The organism is Nitrospiria bacterium (assembly GCA_035517655.1).
GTDB lineage: Bacteria > Nitrospirota > Nitrospiria > JACQBZ01 > JACQBZ01 > JACQBZ01.
In genome coordinates, this window is record DATIYJ010000035.1 from 22,834 (window position 1) to 43,343 (window position 20,510).

Genomic DNA, 20,510 nt, shown 5'->3' on the forward strand with positions numbered 1-20,510 from the left:
ACATCAGCCTTTGTTCGCGCGCAGCCTGCCTCCTTCTTTAGCTGCCTTCAGCTTGCTGACCTGTGGTTCAAGCCCGTTCGGTAGCTCTCGCTTCAAATCCAACCGGGGCGCATCACCCCACAGTCGCTCCAGGGCGTAAAAAGACCGGACATCCTCCTTGAAGATATGGACGAGGATGTCGCTGTAATCCATCAGGATCCAGCGGCCGGTTTCCTCACCCTCCGTACTGTAAAGATGGCAGCCTTGCCGGGACAGTGTATCGTCGATATGGTCTCGAATCGCCCGGACCTGCCGATGCGATTCGGCCGAACAGATGACGAAATACTCCGCGACCGTCGTCAACCCGCCGACCTTGAACACGATCAGATCGGATGCCTTCTTTTCCAAAGCCGCCTGGGCTGCCCGCAGGCTTTTTTCTCGAGAGTTGACCGTCGATGCTCCGATTGATCCTGAACCTTTTTTCAGGATGAGTGGGCGGTGCGTTCATATAAACGATGTTTCATTATATAGGATTCGACGAGGGGTGGCAAGAGGTTTTTGATCCGTTTTCCGCCGCAAAGATGATCCCGAATCTGGGTCGCCGAAACGTCATGGGCCTTCACGCGCATCAGGATCAGCCGCGTGTCGGGTGTCAGGGGAAGTTCGTACCGGCGACGGCGCCCCTGATCCAATTCCCGCAGAGGTTTCGGGTCGGCGTTGCCCGGAATATCCAACCGGGGCAGGTCGGCGAAAAGGAACCCCGGACGGGACACCACGACCAGATGGCATCGCGCCTTAAGCTCGTCCGGCGAGCGCCAGGTGTGAAATTCCATGAAGGCGTCCAGCCCCAGAATCAAGTAGAACTCGGTCCCTTTGGGGTAATTCCGTTCCAGCACCCTGACGGTTTCAATCGTATAGGATTTCCCCCGGCGCCTCACCTCCAGATCGGACACCTCCAGATCGGGATGCGCCCGGACCGAAAGACGGACCATATCAAGGCGGTGTTTGGCCGGAGGAATTTTGCTCCCTGTTTTGTGCGGAGGCCGGCCGGCCGGGATGAGAAGGACGCGGTCCAGACCGATCGCTTTTCGGACGCCCTCCGCGATCGCCAGATGGCCGCGATGAATGGGATTGAATGTTCCGCCGAAGATGCCGACGCGCAACGGCCTTGTCATTCCCTCAATTGCCCTTCGCCCAGGACGATGTACTTGGTGGTGGTGAGTTCTTCAAGGCCCATCGGTCCGCGGGCATGGATCCGGCTGGTCGAGATCCCGATCTCGGCTCCGAGTCCGAACTGGTATCCGTCGTTCAGCCGCGTGGATGCGTTGACGAAGACGGCGCAGGCGTCCACTTCGTTTAGGAACCGCCGGGCCCGGACGTAATCACGCGTGACGATCGCCTCGGAATGTTGGGAGCCGTAGCGGGCGATATGCTCCATCGCTTCGTCCAGGCTTTTCACGATTTTCACCGATAGAATCAGGTCCAGATATTCGGTCGTCCAGTCCTCCTCGTCCGCTTCCTTGATTCCGGAAATGATCGCGCGCGTCTTGGAGCAACCGCGGACCTCGACCCCGGCATCCTGAAGGGCCCGGATCATCCCGGGCAAAAAGGCCGGCGCGACGTCTTCATGCACGAGCAGGGTCTCCATGGCGTTGCAGGTCCCCGGCCGCTGGACCTTGGCATTGAAGCAGATCGCCCGGGCCATCGAAAGATCCGCGCCCTCGTCCACATAGGTATGGCAGAGCCCTTTGTCGTGCTTGATGACCGGAATGCGGGAATGTTCCGTCACGGTCTTCATCAGGGCCTCCCCGCCGCGGGGGATGATCAGGTCAATCAGCGCATCCAGTTTCAGCATCTCCATCACGGCCTGTCGGTCCGGACTGTCCAGAAAGGCCACGCAACCCTCCGGCAGCCCGCTGGCGGCGCCGGCCGTGGATAAAATCTGAACGATCGCCGCGTTGGAATGGACCGCCTCGGAACCGCCGCGAAGCACCACGGCGTTGCCGGCCTTGAGGCAGAGACCCGCGGCGTCGGCCGTGACGTTGGGCCGCGATTCGTACACGATTCCGATCACTCCGATCGGAACGCGGACGCGACCCACCTGCATCCCGTTCGGCCGTCGGACCATTTTAATCACCTCGCCGACCGGATCGGGCAACGTCGCCACATCGTGAAGGCCCGCCGCCATTTCGCCGATCCGCTTCGTGTTCAGCGTCAACCGATCGACCATGGCTCCGGGAAGACCCCGTCGGTCGGCCTCCTGCAAATCCTTCGCGTTGGCTGAAAGAAGCGCCGAGGCTTGGTCCACCAGCGCGTCGGCCATTTTAAGAAGCGCGGTGTTCTTGACGGTCGAGGATACCGCGGCCAACTTCCGAGCCGCCGTCTTCGCCCCTCGTGCCTTCTCGGTTACATAGGAACGGATATCCATGTTTTACCCCTCAGGGGCAGACCGCCGTGTCTGCCCGGAATGAACAGCGGGCGAACCCGCAGGTTCGCCCCTACAATATTACAAGATTGTCCCGATGAATCACTTCATCGTAATCGTTCCGTCCCAGGATCTTGGCGATCTCCGCCGTCTTGGCCCCTTTGATCTTTTCGACATGGTCGGACGAATAGTTAACCAACCCCTTGGCCACTTCCCGCCCTTTCGAATCGATACAGGTCACGGCGTCCCCGGCCTGAAAGCGGCCCTCCACCCGGACGATCCCGGAAGGGAGAAGACTCTTCCCCTTCGCCGTCAAAGCCTCCACCGCGCCGGCGTCGAGGGACAATCGTCCCTTGGTCCGGCTCGTGAAGGCAATCCAATGTTTCCGGCTGTTCCGCCGGCCGCGCGACGGAAGAAACAACGTTCCGACCGGATTCCCTTTCAGGATCTCGGTCAACACACCGGACTTCCTCCCGCTGGCGATCACGGTCGGCACACCGTAGGTCGCCACGTCCCGCGCCGTCTGAACCTTGGAGCGCATGCCGCCGGTTCCCTCCCGCGTCGTGGTATCCCTGGCGAGACGCTCCGTCTCCGAATCGACTTGGTTGACGACCGGGATGAGCCGCGCATCGGGATGGAGACGCGGATCATCCGTAAACAGGCCCTCCACATCGGAAAGAATCACCAGCAGCTGCGCGTCTATCAGGTGGGTCACCAAACCGGCCAGGTTGTCGTTGTCCCCGAACCGGATCTCTTCCACCGCCACCGTGTCGTTCTCATTGATCACCGGGATGACGCCGTACTCCAGCAGCGTCGTGAGCGTGTTGCGTGAATTCAAGAATCGTTTTCGATCGGCGAGGTCTTCCTGGGTTAAAAGGACCTGGGCCACCTTCAACCCTTGTGCCTCAAAAGCCTTCTCGTACGCCCAGATCAACCGGCTCTGACCGACGGCGGCGGCGGCCTGCTTGACCGGCAGGCTCTTGGGTCGCTGCTTGATTCCCAGTTTCTCCAGACCGGACAGAATCGCGCCGGATGAGACGATCACGATCTCATGTCCCTGCCTCTGGAGGTGGGCCATCTCGTGAGCCAGCGCCTCCAAGCGATGAGGGTCCAGGCCGTGATCCCTGGAGGCGATCAGGCTGCTCCCGATCTTCACAACGAACCGTTTGACGGCTTGGATGAGGGTCCCCGAATTCGCGTCCATTAGACCTTCTCGGATGACGTCATGCCGCCCGGAACCCGGATTCGCGACGCCCGAACCCGGTCGCCAAGAAATCGCACCAGATCGGGAATCCCCCGACCGGTGACGGCCGACACGGGCAGGCAGTGATATTTTTTCCGACGACAATAAACGACGAGGCTCTTGAGCCGGCCGCCGTCTCCCTGAATGTCCAGCTTGGTGGCCGCAACCGCGAAAGGCTTTTCCACCAGTTCCGGATTGTACGCCTTCAACTCCCGACGGAGAATCTCGAAACTTTCCACCGGCTCTTTCTCGGCCGACTCCCCGACGTCGATCAAGTAGAGGAGAAAGACGTTTCGTTCGATATGCCGGAGGAATTGAAGGCCCAATCCCTTTCCGGTGTGGGCCCCTTCGATCAAACCGGGGATATCCGCCACCACAAAGCTTCCGCGGTCCTCATCGGTCACCACCCCGAGCTGCGGGGCAAGGGTCGTGAAAGGATACGCGGCGATCTTGGGCCGGGCCGATGAAATCCTCGAGATCAGCGTGGACTTTCCGGCGTTGGGAAAACCGACCAGCCCCACATCCGCCAGGAGTTTGAGTTCCAGCACCAGCCAGCGTTCTTCACCGGGGCGCCCCTTTTCCGCACGGCGGGGCGCACGATTCGTGGAAGTCGCAAAGGCCGCGTTGCCTCGCCCGCCCCGGCCGCCTTTGGCCACAATATGCTCCTGGCCCTCGTCCGTCAGATCCGCCAGTTGCTCCCGGGTCTCGGCATCCCGGATGACTGTCCCGCACGGCACCGAGATGATCAGCGGCGGACTGTTGCGGCCGTGGCAATCCTTGCCCTGACCGTGCTCGGCGTGCGGAACCAGGTAGTGCTGCTGGTATCGCAGATCCAAAAGCGTACGAAGTTGGCCGGTGGCTCGAAGAAGGATATCCCCTCCGTTTCCGCCGTCGCCGCCGTTGGGCCCCCCCCGCGGAACGTATTTCTCCCGTCGAAAGCTGACGCAACCGTCGCCGCCGTCTCCGGCCTTAACGAATATTTTGACCTGATCGACAAACACAACGGCAACGATGAGTCCTGTTCGGTGAAATGGGGAGGGTCCGAGCCGGAGAACGACCCGCAATCAAAAAATCCAGTGCAGGCCCGAGCAGGCTACCATGGCGGATGGAAATCGGCCGTGCGGTCTATCGTGCCGGTTCCGGTACCGGATAGATGCTGATTTTTTTGCGATCCCCGGTCCGGCTTTCAAACTTGACCACGCCGGTGATTTTGGCAAAGAGCGTGTGATCGCTTCCGGTCCCCACATTAAATCCGGGATGGAACCGGGTTCCCCGTTGCCGGACGAGGATGGTTCCGGCCGGCACGACTTGCCCGCCGAATGCTTTAACGCCGAGGCGCTTGGACTGACTGTCGCGGCCGTTTTGAGTGGAACCCTGTCCTTTTTTATGTGCCATTGTTTAAAACTCCTCTGCCGGTCAGGCCGACTGGATCTCGGTGATCTTGAGCCGTGTAAAGATCTGCCGATGCCCCTTCGTCCGTCGGTAGTTTTTCCGTCTCATTTTTTTAAAGACAACCACCTTGGCTTGGCGACCCTGGGCCACTACCTCGGCTTTAACCACCGCGCCCGGAACGACCGGGGTCCCGATTCGGGTTCCCGTTTCCGCCTGCGTCATGAAGACACGGGAAATGGAAACGGTGTCACCCACCTTCCCTTCCAGCGCCTCGACCTCCACGGTTTCACCCGGGGCCACTCGGTACTGCTTCCCACCCGTTTCAATAATGGCATACATCGCACGACTCCATCAAAGGTGAATGAGTTAGATAACATAAAGTATTGAAGATTGTCAAGGGTCTTTAATTATTACCGGAGAATTCCTTTTCTATGCGTATATTGACAAATCCCCTGCGGGGTTGTTATAGTGAAATCCGTTCATCGTTCGCGTTTCTTCAACATAGGGCTCTCCATGATTCAGGAAGCATCGAAAATCTGGATGGACGGCCGGTTCATCGACTGGAAAGAGGCCAAGATCCACGTCTTGACCCATACGCTCCACTATGGTCTGGGTGTCTTCGAAGGCCTCCGCTGCTACAAAGGGAAAAAAGGCTCCGCCGTCTTTCGGCTGAAGGAACATGTGAAGCGGCTGTTCGACTCGGCCCAGATTGTCCAGATCAAAATCCCCTTCTCTCCCAAAGAAATCGAGGAAGCCATCCTCGGCACGGTAAAGGTCAACCGGCTGCAAGAATGTTACATCCGCCCTATCGCCTTTATCGGGTACGGAGACATGGGTCTTTATGTCCAGAAAAATCCGATCCAGGTCGCCATTGCGGCGTGGCCCTGGGGCACCTATCTGGGGGACGAGGGAATCCGCAACGGCATCCGAGCCAAAATTTCGTCCTTCACGCGCCACCACGTCAACGTCAGCATGACGCGCGCCAAGGTCACCGCCTATTATGCGAACTCGCAACTGGCCAAACAGGAAGCCAAGGAAGCCGGCTATGATGAGGCGATCCTGCTGGATACGGACGGTTACGTCGCCGAAGGACCGGGCGAGAATATCTTCATCGTCCGGAACGGCACGCTGAAGACGACTCCGCTCACCTCGATCCTGGAGGGCATCACCCGCAACAGCATCATACAACTTGCACAAGAAAAGGGCATCCCGGTGGCGCAGGAACGGTTCACGCGCGACGAGATTTATATCGCCGAAGAGGCGTTTTTTACCGGCACCGCGGCCGAAATCACTCCGATTCGCGAGGTGGACGGACGTGTGATCGGCACCGGAAAACCGGGTGAAATCACCAAGCGGCTTCAAACGTCATTCTTCGACGCCGTGACCGGCAAAGATCGTGGCCACCCATCCTGGTTGACGCCCGTCGTCTGATCGCTGATAAGGGTGTGGTTTACTTACCGAGGGCTTCCTTGAACCAAGAGCTTTCTTCCCGGACCATCTACTACACTCTTTTTTCTTCCCCGATCGGGCGGATTGGAATGGCCGCCACTCCAAAGGGTCTCTGCCAGCTCTCATTGAATGTGATCAGCGAACCGACGTTTCGCAGAAAACTTCAGCGCGAATATCATCGACCGGTCATTCGCAGCGACGAGCGTTTTGGGGACCTCGTGGCTCGGCTTGGGGCTTACCTTGCCGGCAAACCCATCCGCTTCCACACACGATTTGACCTTTTGGAAGGGACCTCCTTTCAACAAAAGGTCTGGCGCGCTCTTCAGCGAATTCCCTACGGACAGACACGCAGCTACCAATCGGTGGCCAAAAGCATCGGTCATCCCCGGAGCTTCCGAGCGGTTGGCGGTGCGTGTGGAAAGAATCCGGTCGCGGTTTTGATTCCCTGTCACCGCGTCATCGGCGCCGATGGGCAACTCGCCGGTTTTACCGGTGGACTCCGGACAAAACGCTGGCTGCTCCGCTCCGAAAGGAAATACGTTCGCGGCCCGGATCGTGATCCGGACGGGAGAATCCCATGACCCAAGCGTCCGGCCGCGACCGGAGGAAGGATCCTCGTTTCGATGTCAAGGTCAAGGTGGATTATTCGACGCGAGAGATGTTTGTCTCGAACTACGTCACCAACCTGAGTAAAGGCGGGGTCTTCATTCAAACCGATGATCCGCTCCCGCTTCAATCCCGGATTAATCTCACATTTTTCCTGCCCGATCTCGACATTAAAATTGAAGCCAAGGGAAAAGTGGTCTGGACCTATGACATTAAAAAGGGAACCGGCAATATCGTCCCCGGAATGGGCATCAAGTTCACGGACCTTTCGGCTCAACATAAGACGTTGATTGAAGATTACATCCATAAATTATCCAATCCGTCCCGAACATCCCATTAACAGTCTGCCGTGTACCGGCATCATCGGTCGATGCATTTCGCTTGCCTTCCCCGGCTTCCGCTTGGTATCATCAAACCCCCTGTTTTTTTAGTTAACATACATGGGATCCGACCAAAGATGGCCAAACAGGAGTGGTTCCTGAAAGTAATCATCTGGGAGTTGACCATCAAGGGCCTCCTTCTTCTGTTGCTTTCGGCCGGCCTCCTCAGCCTGATCAACAAAGACCTCGAACTTCTTACGAAACGACTGGCTCAGATCCTTAATCTGGACGTGGACAAACATTATATCAGCCTCCTGCTCAGCATGGCCGGAACGTTGAAGAATGCCCTGCTCGTGGAGGTCTCGGCCGGGATGTTTTTGTACGGAATCTTGAGCTGGGTAGAAGCTTACGGGCTTCACAAACGGAAACGGTGGGCGGAATATTTAACGGCGGTCGCAACCGGCTTATTCATTCCGCTGGAGATTTACGAAGTGGTTTCCCGACTCTCCGTAATACGCGTGGCCGTGCTTATACTCAATGTTGCCGTAGTTTATTATCTCATCAAGCACAAAGAACTGTTTCCAAATAAGAGGTTAGCCCAGGCCAAGTAAGTTTTTTCATTTTTCTCTTTACAACGGATCAGGGATTGTGCTATCCTTTGATTCGTATCTAGCGTATATATCGTTTTATCCTCATCACTGCCTCCTTCGTAGCGTCATCTGGTTTTATCTTTGCTTCTTCGCGGTCTCATTTCATTTTTACGGCCGAGGTTTATCTTGTGACCTTGCTTGGAAGCACGGGGGTAAAATACCCCGTCACATAAGGAGCCAGTGAGACGATGGCGGACACGGACAATAAAATTAAACCAACCGCTGGACCGATTCGGTTCGGCCTGGTTTTGGGTGTTCTAATCCAATTGACGATCCTGATCGGATTCATCGTTGGATTCTTCCAGCAGGCCCGTCCGGCCCAGCCGCTTCAGATCTCCCTCTTGTCTCTTCCGAACGCGGCCGAGCCGGAAGGCCAGGTCATTTCCGACTGGTGGATCAAAGACGCCCGGATCGGTATGACGGACCAGATCCGGCAAGCGAAAAGGATTTTGCTTTCCGAGCCATCGGCCTTCAAGCAGATTTCCAAAATTCACCAGATTCTGCACGGTTTTCATTCCGGGCTTTCCGTCCAAGACGAAGAGCGCCTTGCCGAATTGATCTACCAGGAGAGCCTTCGATACGGTTACGCGCCCGAATTAATTGTTTCAGTGATCATGACCGAAAGCTCCTTCTCTCAACGGGCGTATTCCCGTAAGGGTGCGATCGGGTTAATGCAGATCAAACCCGGGACGGGACAGGAAATGGCCGAGATCAATCAAATCTCGTTTCACGGCGCAAAGGCCCTCTACGACCCCAATCTCAACATCAAATTGGGCATCCAGTACCTGGCCTTGCTGCACCAGCGATTCGGGGATCTGAAGCTGGCCCTGACGGCCTATAACTACGGGCCGACTCGAATCGCGGGATACATGGACCGAGGTGAAAACATTCCGCCCGGATACACCCGGAAGGTTCTTCGCCGCTACGAACAACTCCTCCAGGAAAACCCGAGCGATGATTCCCCGACGACCGACGACCGCCAATCCTGATCCATTCCAGGGGCTCGCGTTGCCGCCATTATCTGTGGGGACCCCTGCGGGCTCCGCTCTTCCAATGCCCCCATGCCCCGTGCTCGGACAGGCGAAGCCTGTCTGTCCCTCGCTTACCCCCTGGCGGAGCCGGACGGAGCCGCCCCCCTCTCGCTCGCCGTGCTCGCCGGATAGATACCGTAAACGGGTGACCGCTATCGGCTTCGTCCGACTCCCACGCGATCGCAATGGGTTGAAATCGGACACCGGCTGCAGTGCGGCGAAATCGGCTTGCAGAGATTTTGACCGTAGGTCACCAAAAGATCGTTAAAGATAATCCAATAGCGCTTGGGCAGTTTTTTGCGAAGGGCCATCTCGGTTTCCTCCGGAGTCTTCGTCTTGACGTATCCCAGCCGGTTGCTGATGCGGTGGACGTGCGTGTCCACGCAGATTCCATATTTCCGAAAACCCAAGGTGATCACCAGGTTCGCCGTCTTGCGCCCGACTCCTTTGAGCGTAAGCAGTTCTTCCAGATCGTCCGGAACCCGGGCGTGATACCGCCGGATGAGGTCCCGGCTGACCGAGAGGAGGGTCCGGGCCTTGGTCCGGTAAAAGCCGACGGGGTAGATGGCCTTCCGGATCGTTCCGGCCGACAGCCGGATCATTTCGGCCGGCGTCTTCGCCAGTCGAAACAATCGCTCGGTCGCTTCCGCCGTCGTGCTGTCCTTGGTCCGAAGGCTCAACAGGCAGGAAATGAGGACCTGGTAGGGATCGTTCGACCGGTCGGCCACCACCCCGACAATGGGAACCTTCCACTTCCGGATTTCCCGTTTGAGAATTCTGACAACGGAGTGAATCGCTTGATCGTCCATCGTTAGACCGGTATTGTACACGATCACGATCGGGAAACCAAAATGAAAACCTGCCCCGGTAGTTGAATTCGTCTTTATAAAATGATACGATGCCTATGACGACTAGAGCGGAGCGGGAACCGATGGTGGCCTTGGCCAGAAAGACCCTGATTCATATGGTCGGCTGGACGTTCATCCTGCTCGGGATCGTCGGGCTCTTCCTGCCGGTTCTGCAGGGAGTTTTATTTCTACTGATCGGCCTTCTGATCCTTTCGAAAGAGAGCCAGCGGGCGAAAGACCTCCTTCATCGAATCGAGAAACGGTACCCGGTCCAATACCGGAAAATGCACGAATTCAACGAACGGCTTAAAAAACGGATCCGCGGCTTCGTAAAGAAATAGCCTCTCCCGCCCGTCTCCTCCGGAGTGTTCCATGCCTGTCCCGAATCCCGATCCTCAAATTTCAACCCGACCCCGTCTTCTTCTGATCGACGGCCATTCGTACATCTACCGGGCGTACTTTGCGATCCGCAACCTCTCCACCTCGAAAGGGATCCCGACCAACGCCGTCTTCGGCTTCACCACGATGCTCTTGAAGACGGTCCGCGACCAACGGCCCGATTATCTCGCGGTGGCCTTTGACGCCAAAGGCCCGACTCTTCGGCATGCGGAATACCGGGAGTATAAAGCCCAACGACCGGAGATGCCCGACTCCCTCCGCCGGCAGATCCCGTATATCCAGCGTGTGGTGGAGGCCTTTCGTATCCCCGTCCTCCTCCAGGAAGGGTTGGAGGCGGACGATCTGATCGGAACCCTGGCCCGTCAGGCGGAGGCGGCCGGCCTGGACGTGACGATCGTCAGCGGCGACAAGGACATGTTCCAGCTGATCTCGCCGCGAACCTGCGTGTACGACACGATGAAGGACAGGGTGTATCGGGCCGAGGATGTCCGGGAGCGATTCGGCGTCGAGCCGGAGCGGGTCATCGATATTATGGGCCTCATGGGCGACTCGATCGACAATATACCGGGAGTTCCGGGGATTGGTGAGAAAACGGCCGTGGATCTCATCCGCCGCTTCGGCTCGATCGAGAATCTTTTGGCCCATCTCGACGAGATCGATAAACCCAAGCTCCGAGAGAACCTTCGCGCGTTTTCGGAGCAGGCCCGGCTGAGCCGCCAGCTGGCCGAGATCAAGCGGGACTGTCCGGTCGAACTGAACCTCGACCGCTTCCAGCGGGCCGAACCGGATGCGGAGGCGATGACCCGCCTCTTCCTCGAACTGGAATTCGGCAGCCTGCTCAAACGGGTCGAATCGCCCGCCCGCCTGCCTGCCGGTCAGGCAGGTCCGACAGACGGGCCCGCCGCTCCCGACTCGGTCCGGGTCGAAATCACGGATTCCGATGAATCGCTGCGCGGGATGGCGGGCGTCCTGGCCGCCGCCAAAACCATCGGACTGGGTTTTTGGACCCTCCCAAGCGGTCCTGCCCGTCCGGCAGGCGGGTCTTCCGCCGACCATCATGCGCCGGGCCGGGACCGGTCCGCGATTCTGGGAATCGCCCTCGCGGTGACGGATCGGGTCTTCTATATCCCGTTGGGCCATCACTACCTGGGCGCGCCGGCCGCGCCGGAGAGCCGAATCATCATAGAACAGTTGCGGCCCTTGCTGTCGGATGCGTCGATCCGGAAGGTCGGCCATGACCTCAAAGCGGCCCTGTTGACAAGCCATCAAAGCGGCCTCTCGATCGAAGAGCCGATGGATGACACCATGATCGCCTCCTATCTTTTAAACCCCAACCGGCGGGATCATAGCCTGGAAACCGCAGCGATCGATCGGCTCGGCCTCCGCTTGCCCGAACTGGCCGCTCCGCTTGCGCCGGAAATTCCCGTCGAACAGATGGCTTCGGCCGCGGGCGAACGCGCGTCGGCCGTTCTGCGACTCGATTCGTCCCTCCGGCCGCTTCTTCACGAACAGGGACTGGACCGATTGTTCGACGAGATCGAGATGCCGCTGGTCCCGGTGCTGGCCGAGATGGAAGAGATCGGCATCAAGCTGGATGTCGGTCGGCTTGCGTCTCTTTCCAAGGAACTGGAGACGCAGCTGTCGGGCATGGTTCAAAGAATCCAGACCCTGGCCGGAACGGAGTTTAATCTCAATTCTCCGAAGCAGTTGGCCGAGATCCTGTTCGACCGGCTCGGTTTAAAACCCATCAAGAAAACGAAGACGGGCTATTCCACCAATGAAGAGGTGCTGCAGCAACTGGCCCTTCAGCACGAGCTCCCGGCCGAGATCCTCAACTACCGGCAATTGACGAAACTCAAATCGACTTACGTCGACGCGCTGCCCCGTCTGGTCCATCCCGGGACCCGCCGCCTTCACACCTCGCTGAACCAGACCGTCGCGGCCACCGGCCGTCTCTCCAGCAGCGATCCCAACCTCCAGAACATCCCGGTCAAGGGCGAGTGGGGAGCGCGCATCCGTCAGGCCTTTATTGCGGAGACCGGATGCCGCTTGCTTTCGGCCGACTACAACCAGGTCGAGCTCCGGATCCTGGCCCATCTTTCACAGGACCCGCACCTCCTGTCCTCCTTTCAACACGGGGAAGACATCCACGCCACGACGGCCACGCAAATCTTCGGCCTCGCCCCGGAGCAGATCACGGCCGAGATGCGCCGCACCGCGAAGACGGTGAACTTCGGGATCATCTACGGGATCAGCCCCTACGGCCTGTCCGGCACGCTGGGCGTTTCCCAGTCGGAGGCCAAACGGTACATCGACCGGTATTTCGCCCATTACAGCGGCGTCCGACGCTTCATCGACAAGACGATCGCCGAGGCGAAGGAACGGGGCTACGTCACCACGATCTTTTCGAGGCGCAGGCCGATTCCGGAGCTGGCCAACGAAACGCCGTCCGTCCGTGGTCTGGGCGAGCGCACCGCGATCAACACGCCGATCCAAGGAAGCGCCGCCGACCTGATCAAACTGGCGATGATCCGCATCGCGCGGCGGCTGAAGGCGGAAGGCCGTCGGTCCCGGATGTTACTGCAGATTCACGACGAGCTGATCTTCGAAGTTCCGGAAGAGGAGATCGATCCGATCACCGGGCTGGTGCGGAATGAGATGGAGGGCGTGATGCCGTGCCTGCCGGCAGGCGGGCCGCTTTCCGTTCCCTTGAAGGTCGACATCGGCGTCGGCGCGAACTGGAACGAGGCGCACCCGTAGTTCAGCGAGCAAAGCGAGCGAGAAGGGGAGGCTCCGTCCGGCTTGGCCGGTGGAGAATAAGCGAAGATCAGGCTTTGCCTGTCCGAGCGCGGGGAGTGGGGGCATCGGAGGACCAGTTATAAGGGTCGCCGGACGGGCCCCCACAGATAATGGCGGCAACGCGAGCCCCTATGATGAAGACGCTATTGCAGCCCCAGCGTCGTCCAGGTCTGTCCGCCGTCGGTCGTCTTGATGATTTTCCGGTTGAAGAGGGCGGCATAAAAAGTGGTGTGGTCGATGTCGGTCTTCATGAAGTCGGCCGCCGCGAAGGCCGTCAGGCCGGGCTGGAGGATCTCGGAAGGCGTCGAGCAGTCCCAAAGAATGCACCAAAAGCCCCCTCGATCCACGCTCCGAACAATCCCATCGGAACCCGCGTAGAGCGTCAGATCCGCCGTGGTGGGACCGATCAGCGGCGCCACAAAATAGATTGTGAATTTGAATTTGGGATCGTAGGAAAGGTTAAAAGTAATCCCCGAGTCCGTGCTCTTGTATATCCCGCTGCCACCCGAACCGGCTTCTCCCCCGCTCGTCCCGACGTACAGCTCGGAAGCCAGCTGCGGGTTCACGGCCATGGAGACCACCTCCTCCTGCGTCAAGGCCTTCAGGCCGGGGATGGCCTCGGTCCACTGGGCATCGATGCTCGGGTTGACTCCTCTCGAGAAAAACCCGCCGCCCTCGGTCCCGATATAGAGCCGGCTCGTCGCCTGGTCGGGGACGAGGGTGGGGTAAATGGCCATGGCCGTGACGGCGGAATTGCTCAAGTTGTCGGTGAACGGCGAAAAGGTGAAGCCGCCGTCGGCGCTTCTCCAGACACCGCTCGACTGGCTCGCCAGATAAACGCCGCGGCAAGGGGGGGTGGGGGGACAAAAGTTGCGGTCGATGACGATCGCCCGTATGCTGGTGATCGCGCTTTGACCGATGGGACTTGACCAGGTCTCACCGTAATCCAGGCTGGCAAAGATCCCTCCGTTTTCCGTTCCGGCATAGATCCGGGACGGCGTGACCCAATCAATCGCCAGCGCCGTGACCTTCAGGTCGATCAATCCGTTGTTGATCGGGGCCCACGAACTTCCGCCGTCGGTGCTCTTGAAGACGCCGCCGCCGTCGGTGCCCACGTAGAGCGTGGTCGGCGTAACGGGATCGATCGCGATCGCCTTGAGGTCGTAGGTGCTCGAAATATTCTTGGAAGGGGAACCCCAGCAGCCGGACAGGACCGGGACGAGGATTAGGACCAGGATCAGGCCGCCAAGGGGATGAACATTGACGACCCGGTTGAGAGAATCTTCGGAGGTCATTACATCATCGGGATTCGGTAGTGTTGCACCATCCGCTGCCCCGCGGTATCGATCACCGAGAGATTCTCCTCGCCGTAATTCGTGACGAAGACGTTTTTCCCGTCGGCCGAGAGGGCAATGGACCGCGGCGATGCCCCCGCGTCCATGGTCTTCTGAACCGTCCCGGTCGCCGCGTCGATCAGTGAAAGGGTGTTGGAATGTTGATTCAAAACATAGGCGGTTTTCCCGTCCGGGGTGAAAGCCACTTCCATCGGCCCTTCCCCGACCGGGATCGTCCGGATCACTTGAAGGCTCGACAGGTCCACGACCGCCACGCTGTCGGCTCCTTCGTCGGCGACGTAGGCCTGACGGCCGTCCGGCGCCACGGCGACGGCCATGGGCGCCAGGCCGACCTCGACGCGCCGGACGATCCGCCACGACGCGGTATCGATCACGGCCATGTCTTTGTAGCCGTGATCCACGACGTAGGCCTGACGGCCGTCCGGCGAGAAGGCGATCCCGCAGGGCCGGCTTCCCACCGGGATCGTCCGGACCACGCGCTTGGAGGCCGTATCGATGACCGAGACGTCGTTCGATCCGTGGTTGCTGACGTACAGAAACCCTCCGGAAGGGGTCAGGGCCGCGCGGATCGGATTGCGCCCGACCGGGATCGTCGCCGTCACTTGTTGCCCGGCAAGGTCGACGACCGAAACCGAATCGGAAAGATGGTTGGCCACGTAGGCTTCTTTCCCGTCGGATGATATCGCCATGAAAATCGGCGCGCTCCCGACCGGAACGCGGCTCACCGCGCGCTGGGACTGCCGGTCCACGAACAGCAGCATCCCCTCCCCCGCCTTGGCCCGAAGCAGAAAGAGCTGTCGGTCCGACGGGCCCGCGACCACGCGCAGCGGTTCCTGACGGATCGCGCTCCACATTCCCTCATCCGGGTCGGCGTCCTGTCCCTTGAGCAGCCAATTCTCGGACGCGTAGGGCTTCTTCGCGGGACCGGAAGTCGCGCCGCAACCCGCGAGCCCTCCCGCCGCGATGAAGATGGCGAGACTCCAAGCGATCCCCTCACGTCTTTTCATGATTCTTCCTCCTTTTAAGAAGCCTACAGCGGAACCTTCGCGTATTGGGCGACGACGCTCTTCCGTTCGGTGTCCATCAGGCTGACGTCGGTCCGGCCTTCATGCGTGATGTAGAGAAAGCGGCCGTCGGCCGTCAGCGCCATCGAGCCCGGGAATTGGCCCACCGGAAGCGTCGCCATCACCCGCCCCTCGTTCGCGTCGATCACCGACAGATCGTTTGATCGGGCATGGATGACGTAGGCGACCTTTCCGTCCGGGCTGAAGCTTACCTCGACCGGTCCCGCCCCGGCCGAAAGTGTTTTCACCACATCGAGACTCGCCGTGTCCACGACCGAGACCGTATCGGAACCCTCGTTCGCCACGAGGATCGTCCGGCCGTCCGGGGTGATGCCCAAGCCCATCGGCATCTTGCCGACCTTGACGCGCTTGACGACGAGGGAGGTGGCCGTGTCGATCACGGCCATATCCTGTCCGCCGTGATGAACGACGTAGGCATATTTTCCCCCGGGATCGAAGACGAGACCGCAGGGCCAATGGCCGACCGGGATCTCGCCGTCGGCCTGCTTTGTGGAAAGATTCAAGACCGAGATCGTATCCGACCCGTGATTCGCGACGTACGCGTAGGTTCCCGACGGCGCGATCGCGATCCGGATCGGGCGATGGCCGACCGGAATCGTCCGGACGACCCGCCGCGTCGCGGTGTCGACCACCGAGACCGTATCCGAGAGGTGATTCGCGACGTACAGCTCCTTTCCGTCGGCCGTCAGGGCCAGCGCGATAGGCACCTTCCCGACCTCGACCCGTCCGGCGATCCGGTAATTCGCCCGGTCCAGGACGACCAGCGTTCCATTTTCATCCGCCTTCGCGGTCCGAAGGAGATAGAGCGCGCGGTCGTCGGGCGAAAGGGCGACCCGCAAGGGACTCTGCCGCATCACGCGGTAGACCCAGACCGCGTCTTCCGTATCGTAATTGTATTCGGAATTTAAATCCTTTTCATCGCCGGGATGGACGCGGTCCTGAGGGTTGTTCTCCTGGTCCGACGCTTGCGGAGCCGCATCTGGATAGGGCGAGGCCGCCGCCCGATTCTGAGCACCGGAAAATCCTCCGCAGCCCGTTAAGACGAAAAGGGAGAGGAGGTATGATGCCAGATGCCGGTGACGAAAAACCCTTAACGGCTGTAACATATGTTTTCTCTCCACAAGCATCCCGCCACCAGCATCTTTACACTTATACTCACGGCCCCGCGGTGTAGTACAGTCGCGTGTTATTATCCCCGGACACCAGGGGCGAGGACCAGCCGAGGAAGACGGACAACGCGCTGCCCGCTCCCCCCGTCGCGGGCATATCGATCACCGGGCTGTAATAAGCGCTCTCGGATCCCACGCCGCCGTCAATAATAACCGCGCCCTGCCAGCCCGGCACGGACACGTTTCCACAGGGACCCGGCCCGGTCGACAGCGCGAAGCAGTTGCTGTAGATCCGGAACATCGCGCCGTCGTTCTGCGTCCAGACCTCCACCCCGTTTCCTGCGGCATCCATCACGATCTGCGGCGCATGCGCGTCCCCGCTCCCGGCGTCGATCTCTTGTCCGGCCAGCCAGGGACTGATAAAATAGTGGGCCCAAATATTCCAGCCCGATCCATCGTAACTCTCGTAGGTCGTAATGGCGTAGCCGGCTCCGTTCGACGCCATCGCAATATGCGGATTCCTGAATTGGCAATTCAGAATCGAGCGAACGCCGTCGAGCGAGGTGGAGGAGGGGCAGCCGCCGGCAAAGGGCCCGGTTCCGAAGACCGTGGGAGTCGATACCGTATTAACACCATCGGGTATGGTTAGGACAGGATAGCTGCCAAAATTGGCTAATATATCCATAGTCCAGTTGACGGCCGACCAGGGAGAACCCATCCCGTACTCGCGCGCCACGATCGCCTGGCCTTCATAGTACTGATCGGCATTTCCATCCGGATTACAGTTCCCGTTATGAGCCCCGCTTGCACAGCCCGCCCCCAAAGGATTCGAGATAGAAAAATCCTCGCTCAGCCCCCAAGAGGTCTTAATCAACAGGAAAGTCTGGCCCGTTGTATCCATCGCGAGATCAAACTCGACGATGTTGACGCAGGAATCGCTATTGCTGACCGTTCCCCGACTTGGCGCACCTCCGTCACCGGCTTCGAAACAAATAAGTTGATTCCGGCTGGCAACGCTGCCGGGCGTACCGCTGGAGAGGTTGGCATCCGGACTAAGGTCCATCGGACTCTGCCAGCTTGTTCCATTGAAAAGATTGGCCTGAAGGCTTGAGACCATACAAGGACCTTGTTGTATCGTTAAATTGTTGACATCACCTGTAACGCCCCCGTCGAACGTCGAAGGGTCAACCGTAGGCGGGACAAAGCAGTCCGTCTGTTGCACCATCTGGATAAAGGCCACAATCGAACGACCGAAGTTGTCCACCTTCACACGCGGGCTCTGGCTGGGTTGAACCGTGGAGCTGTCCACACCGCTGAGGTAGCAGATGCCGTCGTTCAGGCCGCTCCCTGCAGGGCAAATGGTGTCCGACGTGTCCCAGACCCCGTTGACCAGCCGCCGTACGACCGTCTGCCATCCGGCCGAGAACTTATAGATGTCTCCACCCGTATCAAAGGTATTTCCCAATCCCGCATACAAATCTCCATCGTAGACGGCAAGAGAATGCACCGAGTCATACGTATTAAAATCATGGCTATCGGACCAATCTGTCTTATCGCACGCGATACACCTCTTGATATCTCCGCTGCTTCTCGTCCCTCCGCTTGGATCGCCCAGACCGATGTACAAAAATCCATTATAGGGGACCATGGTATTGACACCCGCAAAATTTTCCGGATAATCACTCCCCGTGAACACATTGGTCCAGTCACTATTTCCACCGCAGATGCTGCAACTCTCGATATCGCCATGCGCTGCGGTAACCGACTGAACGTCCTCCCCATAGCCGATATAAAGCCGGCCGTTGTAAACCGCCATGGAATCCACGGCCCCGTAGGTCGCCGAATTATCTCTAACGGTAACCCAGTCCGACCCGTCGCAAATCGTGCAGCGCTTCACATCGGCCGTGGTAACGGAAGAGATGATATTTCCATCTCCAAAACCGGCATAGAGCTGGGGGGCGGCGCAGGTCGAACATTGATAGACGGCCATGGAATCTATGGCGCCGTAGAAACCCGGGTTGGGAAACACCGGACTCTTCCAGACCATTTGCCAATCGGAGCCGTCGCACACGGCGCACCGCCATATGTCTCCTTTACCAGGCGTCCCCACGGTTCCGGTCCCGTGTCCCATGCCGATATAGAGCGATGGAGTCGGACAAGCAGGACACTGATAGACCGCGATCGACCGCACGTCATTATAAATCGCGGCGCCGCCGACGTTCGCGCAGGGGGGGGAGCCGCCGCCGCACGACAGATTATTCGTGGTCAATGGAGTCCAGGCGGTTCCGTCAAAGACCCTCATGTCCCCTTCACTATTGTTGGTGATACTGGCGCCCAGACCGGCGTATAATTTACCATTATAAACAGCCATGGACCTAACTTCTTCATACCCGTTGGTTGGGTCATCATCATTAAAAGAATAGGACCAGGTATTTGTGCCAGCATCGTAAACGTAGATGTCCGAGCTTCCTCTCTGGATGCCGCCCATGCCCGCAAATAACTCGCCGTTGTAAACACCCTCCATCGTCAGCACCTGGGAGCAATTATTATTCCCACCACCAGGGCATTGCGGACCTTGATCCGTCATGACCGTGATCCTGATCCGATCAATATTGAGCGGGGCCGCCGTCGTATCGTTATCCGAAATCAGGACACCGAACGAAGGATTGGGGGAGCTGGGAGCGCCGATATCGGACGGCGTCCAAATCGTTCCCCAGAGGTCGTTCAGGTTCCCGGTCACCGTGCCTGTATCCGTGGTCTGGCTCATCTGAATGCCCGTCTTGCGCGTTCCGACCAATGTACAGCCCGACTTTGTCAAACCGATGCGATATTGACGATCCGTTGCAGTGCCTGATGCCCCATTGCCTTGCACGCTCACGATAATACCCTGAATACTCGTTGCGGTAATATTAAAATTGAAACCGGTAACACAAAGGTCATCCTGGGTCGTGTTATTGTATGTGGCATAGAAGCCATCCGCAGCAGTTTGTACGGCATTGGTTAATGTTCCCGAAGGAGTAGCCGTCCAGTTCGTCCCCGAGGCCGCTCCAGGGGTTTTAGGAGTAGGATTCGCGGCAGTCGAATCAAACACCTGGATCCAATCCTTTTGATTGTACTGCGACCAGACCGCCATGGCGCTGCCGACACCGTCGTCCGCCGTGCCTCCGGACGGCGGCACGCCGTTGTTCGCCGGGTCCGGCTCCAGCGCGATCGCCGGGTCCGCCGCGTCAAAGTTGGTGAACTCCCCAGAGTCGTTGAGCTGCTGGACGGCTCCCCAGATCCCGCCGCTGAAGCGTCGCGCATAGACCCGCTGGGCCGTGCCGTCGTGCTGCTGCCACACCACAATCGCGTCCCCGTTGTCGTCCATCGAAACCTTCGGCGACCAGGCGTCGTACTGCGCGCTACCCGTGTCGATCACGCAGACCCCGTCGTTTCCCGTCGGGTCCGGATTCCCGAACGGGCAGGCCGTGTCGGTCGTGTCCAAGACGCCGCCGGTCCAATGCGCCGCGTAGAGATGGTAGACTGCCGGGAGGCTATCCGAGGCGTCCAGATCCACCCGCTTGGTCCAGACCGCGACCGCGCCGCCTCCGCCGTTCGGCTGGACCGCTACCTGGGGGGTCACGTCAAAAACCGCGCCGACATCGAGCGGCGAGGCCGAGGGCGCCCAGGCCTTGGCCCTAAGACCGTTGTCGGCATTCCCGGACGAGGAGCTGGTTTTCATCCCGCAGCCGCTTAAAAGATAAATACTGCTCACCAGCGCGAGCGGAGGGATGAGGTATGATCGTTTAAGCATTTTCATCACTTCTAATTATAACCCCTG

At 59.1% G+C, this 20,510-nt stretch carries 19 protein-coding genes; 7 read left to right on the forward strand and 12 right to left on the reverse strand.

The window, feature by feature from the left end:
• Window positions 1-3: 3 nt before the first annotated feature.
• The 7 genes from rsfS to rplU form a co-directional block, all read right to left on the reverse strand.
• Window positions 4-468: a ribosome silencing factor gene (rsfS, locus tag VLY20_06910; protein HUK56370.1), complete on the reverse strand. Its 465-nt coding sequence runs from the start codon at window positions 466-468 to the stop codon at window positions 4-6.
• Window positions 462-1,154: a nicotinate-nucleotide adenylyltransferase gene (gene nadD, locus VLY20_06915; GenBank protein ID HUK56371.1), complete on the reverse strand. Its 693-nt coding sequence runs from the start codon at window positions 1,152-1,154 to the stop codon at window positions 462-464. Before nadD ends, rsfS begins: the two co-directional genes overlap by 7 nt.
• Complete coding sequence (locus VLY20_06920) at window positions 1,151-2,407, reverse strand: glutamate-5-semialdehyde dehydrogenase (GenBank protein ID HUK56372.1); 1,257 nt, start codon at window positions 2,405-2,407, stop codon at window positions 1,151-1,153. Before VLY20_06920 ends, nadD begins: the two co-directional genes overlap by 4 nt.
• Window positions 2,408-2,477: 70 nt before the next feature.
• Window positions 2,478-3,608, reverse strand: coding sequence for a glutamate 5-kinase (gene proB, locus VLY20_06925; protein ID HUK56373.1), 1,131 nt, complete (start codon window positions 3,606-3,608; stop codon window positions 2,478-2,480).
• On the reverse strand, window positions 3,608-4,648 hold the full coding sequence (gene obgE, locus VLY20_06930; GenBank protein ID HUK56374.1) for a GTPase ObgE: 1,041 nt from the start codon (window positions 4,646-4,648) through the stop codon (window positions 3,608-3,610). The genes proB and obgE overlap by 1 nt, the downstream gene beginning before the upstream one ends.
• A gap of 124 nt (window positions 4,649-4,772) precedes the next feature.
• Entirely contained in the window at window positions 4,773-5,042 is a 270-nt protein-coding gene (gene rpmA / locus VLY20_06935) for a 50S ribosomal protein L27 (protein ID HUK56375.1), read from the reverse strand.
• A gap of 21 nt (window positions 5,043-5,063) precedes the next feature.
• Window positions 5,064-5,378 (reverse strand): 50S ribosomal protein L21, encoded by a 315-nt coding sequence (gene rplU / locus VLY20_06940; GenBank protein ID HUK56376.1) that lies wholly within the window; start codon window positions 5,376-5,378, stop codon window positions 5,064-5,066.
• A gap of 174 nt (window positions 5,379-5,552) precedes the next feature.
• Here rplU and VLY20_06945 point away from each other — a divergent pair, with 174 nt between their 5' ends.
• The 5 genes from VLY20_06945 (at window position 5,553) to VLY20_06965 (ending at window position 9,053) form a co-directional block, all read left to right on the forward strand.
• Complete coding sequence (locus tag VLY20_06945; protein ID HUK56377.1) at window positions 5,553-6,470, forward strand: branched-chain amino acid transaminase; 918 nt, start codon at window positions 5,553-5,555, stop codon at window positions 6,468-6,470.
• A 38-nt stretch (window positions 6,471-6,508) separates the two neighbouring features.
• The gene (locus tag VLY20_06950) at window positions 6,509-7,069 is read left to right on the forward strand and encodes a methylated-DNA--[protein]-cysteine S-methyltransferase (protein HUK56378.1); all 561 of its coding nucleotides are present in this window, start codon (window positions 6,509-6,511) and stop codon (window positions 7,067-7,069) included.
• The gene (locus tag VLY20_06955) at window positions 7,066-7,434 is read left to right on the forward strand and encodes a TIGR02266 family protein (protein HUK56379.1); all 369 of its coding nucleotides are present in this window, start codon (window positions 7,066-7,068) and stop codon (window positions 7,432-7,434) included. The genes VLY20_06950 and VLY20_06955 overlap by 4 nt, the downstream gene beginning before the upstream one ends.
• Before the next feature lie 117 nt (window positions 7,435-7,551).
• The gene (locus VLY20_06960; protein HUK56380.1) at window positions 7,552-8,025 is read left to right on the forward strand and encodes a DUF2127 domain-containing protein; all 474 of its coding nucleotides are present in this window, start codon (window positions 7,552-7,554) and stop codon (window positions 8,023-8,025) included.
• Between the two features lie 227 nt (window positions 8,026-8,252).
• Window positions 8,253-9,053 (forward strand): lytic transglycosylase domain-containing protein, encoded by an 801-nt coding sequence (locus VLY20_06965; GenBank protein HUK56381.1) that lies wholly within the window; start codon window positions 8,253-8,255, stop codon window positions 9,051-9,053.
• 194 nt (window positions 9,054-9,247) lie between these two features.
• On the opposite strand, the gene nth is transcribed toward VLY20_06965, so the two are convergent.
• Window positions 9,248-9,904 carry an endonuclease III gene (gene nth / locus VLY20_06970; GenBank protein HUK56382.1) on the reverse strand — a complete coding sequence of 219 codons (657 nt, stop codon included), beginning with the start codon at window positions 9,902-9,904 and terminating at the stop codon, window positions 9,248-9,250.
• A 95-nt stretch (window positions 9,905-9,999) separates the two neighbouring features.
• Here nth and VLY20_06975 point away from each other — a divergent pair, with 95 nt between their 5' ends.
• Both VLY20_06975 and polA read left to right on the forward strand, forming a co-directional pair.
• On the forward strand, window positions 10,000-10,284 hold the full coding sequence (locus tag VLY20_06975; GenBank protein HUK56383.1) for a PGPGW domain-containing protein: 285 nt from the start codon (window positions 10,000-10,002) through the stop codon (window positions 10,282-10,284).
• Window positions 10,285-10,315: 31 nt separating this feature from the next.
• Window positions 10,316-13,102: a DNA polymerase I gene (polA, locus tag VLY20_06980; protein ID HUK56384.1), complete on the forward strand. Its 2,787-nt coding sequence runs from the start codon at window positions 10,316-10,318 to the stop codon at window positions 13,100-13,102.
• Window positions 13,103-13,284: 182 nt separating this feature from the next.
• Here the strand turns inward: polA and VLY20_06985 are convergent, their stop codons facing one another.
• Genes VLY20_06985 through VLY20_07000 form a run of 4 tightly spaced genes read right to left on the reverse strand, consistent with a single transcriptional unit; the run spans window position 13,285 to window position 20,483 of the window.
• Entirely contained in the window at window positions 13,285-14,436 is a 1,152-nt protein-coding gene (locus tag VLY20_06985) for a hypothetical protein (GenBank protein HUK56385.1), read from the reverse strand.
• Window positions 14,436-15,503, reverse strand: coding sequence for a YncE family protein (locus VLY20_06990; protein ID HUK56386.1), 1,068 nt, complete (start codon window positions 15,501-15,503; stop codon window positions 14,436-14,438). The genes VLY20_06985 and VLY20_06990 overlap by 1 nt, the downstream gene beginning before the upstream one ends.
• A gap of 23 nt (window positions 15,504-15,526) precedes the next feature.
• On the reverse strand, window positions 15,527-16,687 hold the full coding sequence (locus VLY20_06995) for a beta-propeller fold lactonase family protein (protein HUK56387.1): 1,161 nt from the start codon (window positions 16,685-16,687) through the stop codon (window positions 15,527-15,529).
• 49 nt (window positions 16,688-16,736) lie between these two features.
• Window positions 16,737-20,483 carry a hypothetical protein gene (locus VLY20_07000; protein ID HUK56388.1) on the reverse strand — a complete coding sequence of 1,249 codons (3,747 nt, stop codon included), beginning with the start codon at window positions 20,481-20,483 and terminating at the stop codon, window positions 16,737-16,739.
• Window positions 20,484-20,510 lie beyond the last annotated feature (27 nt).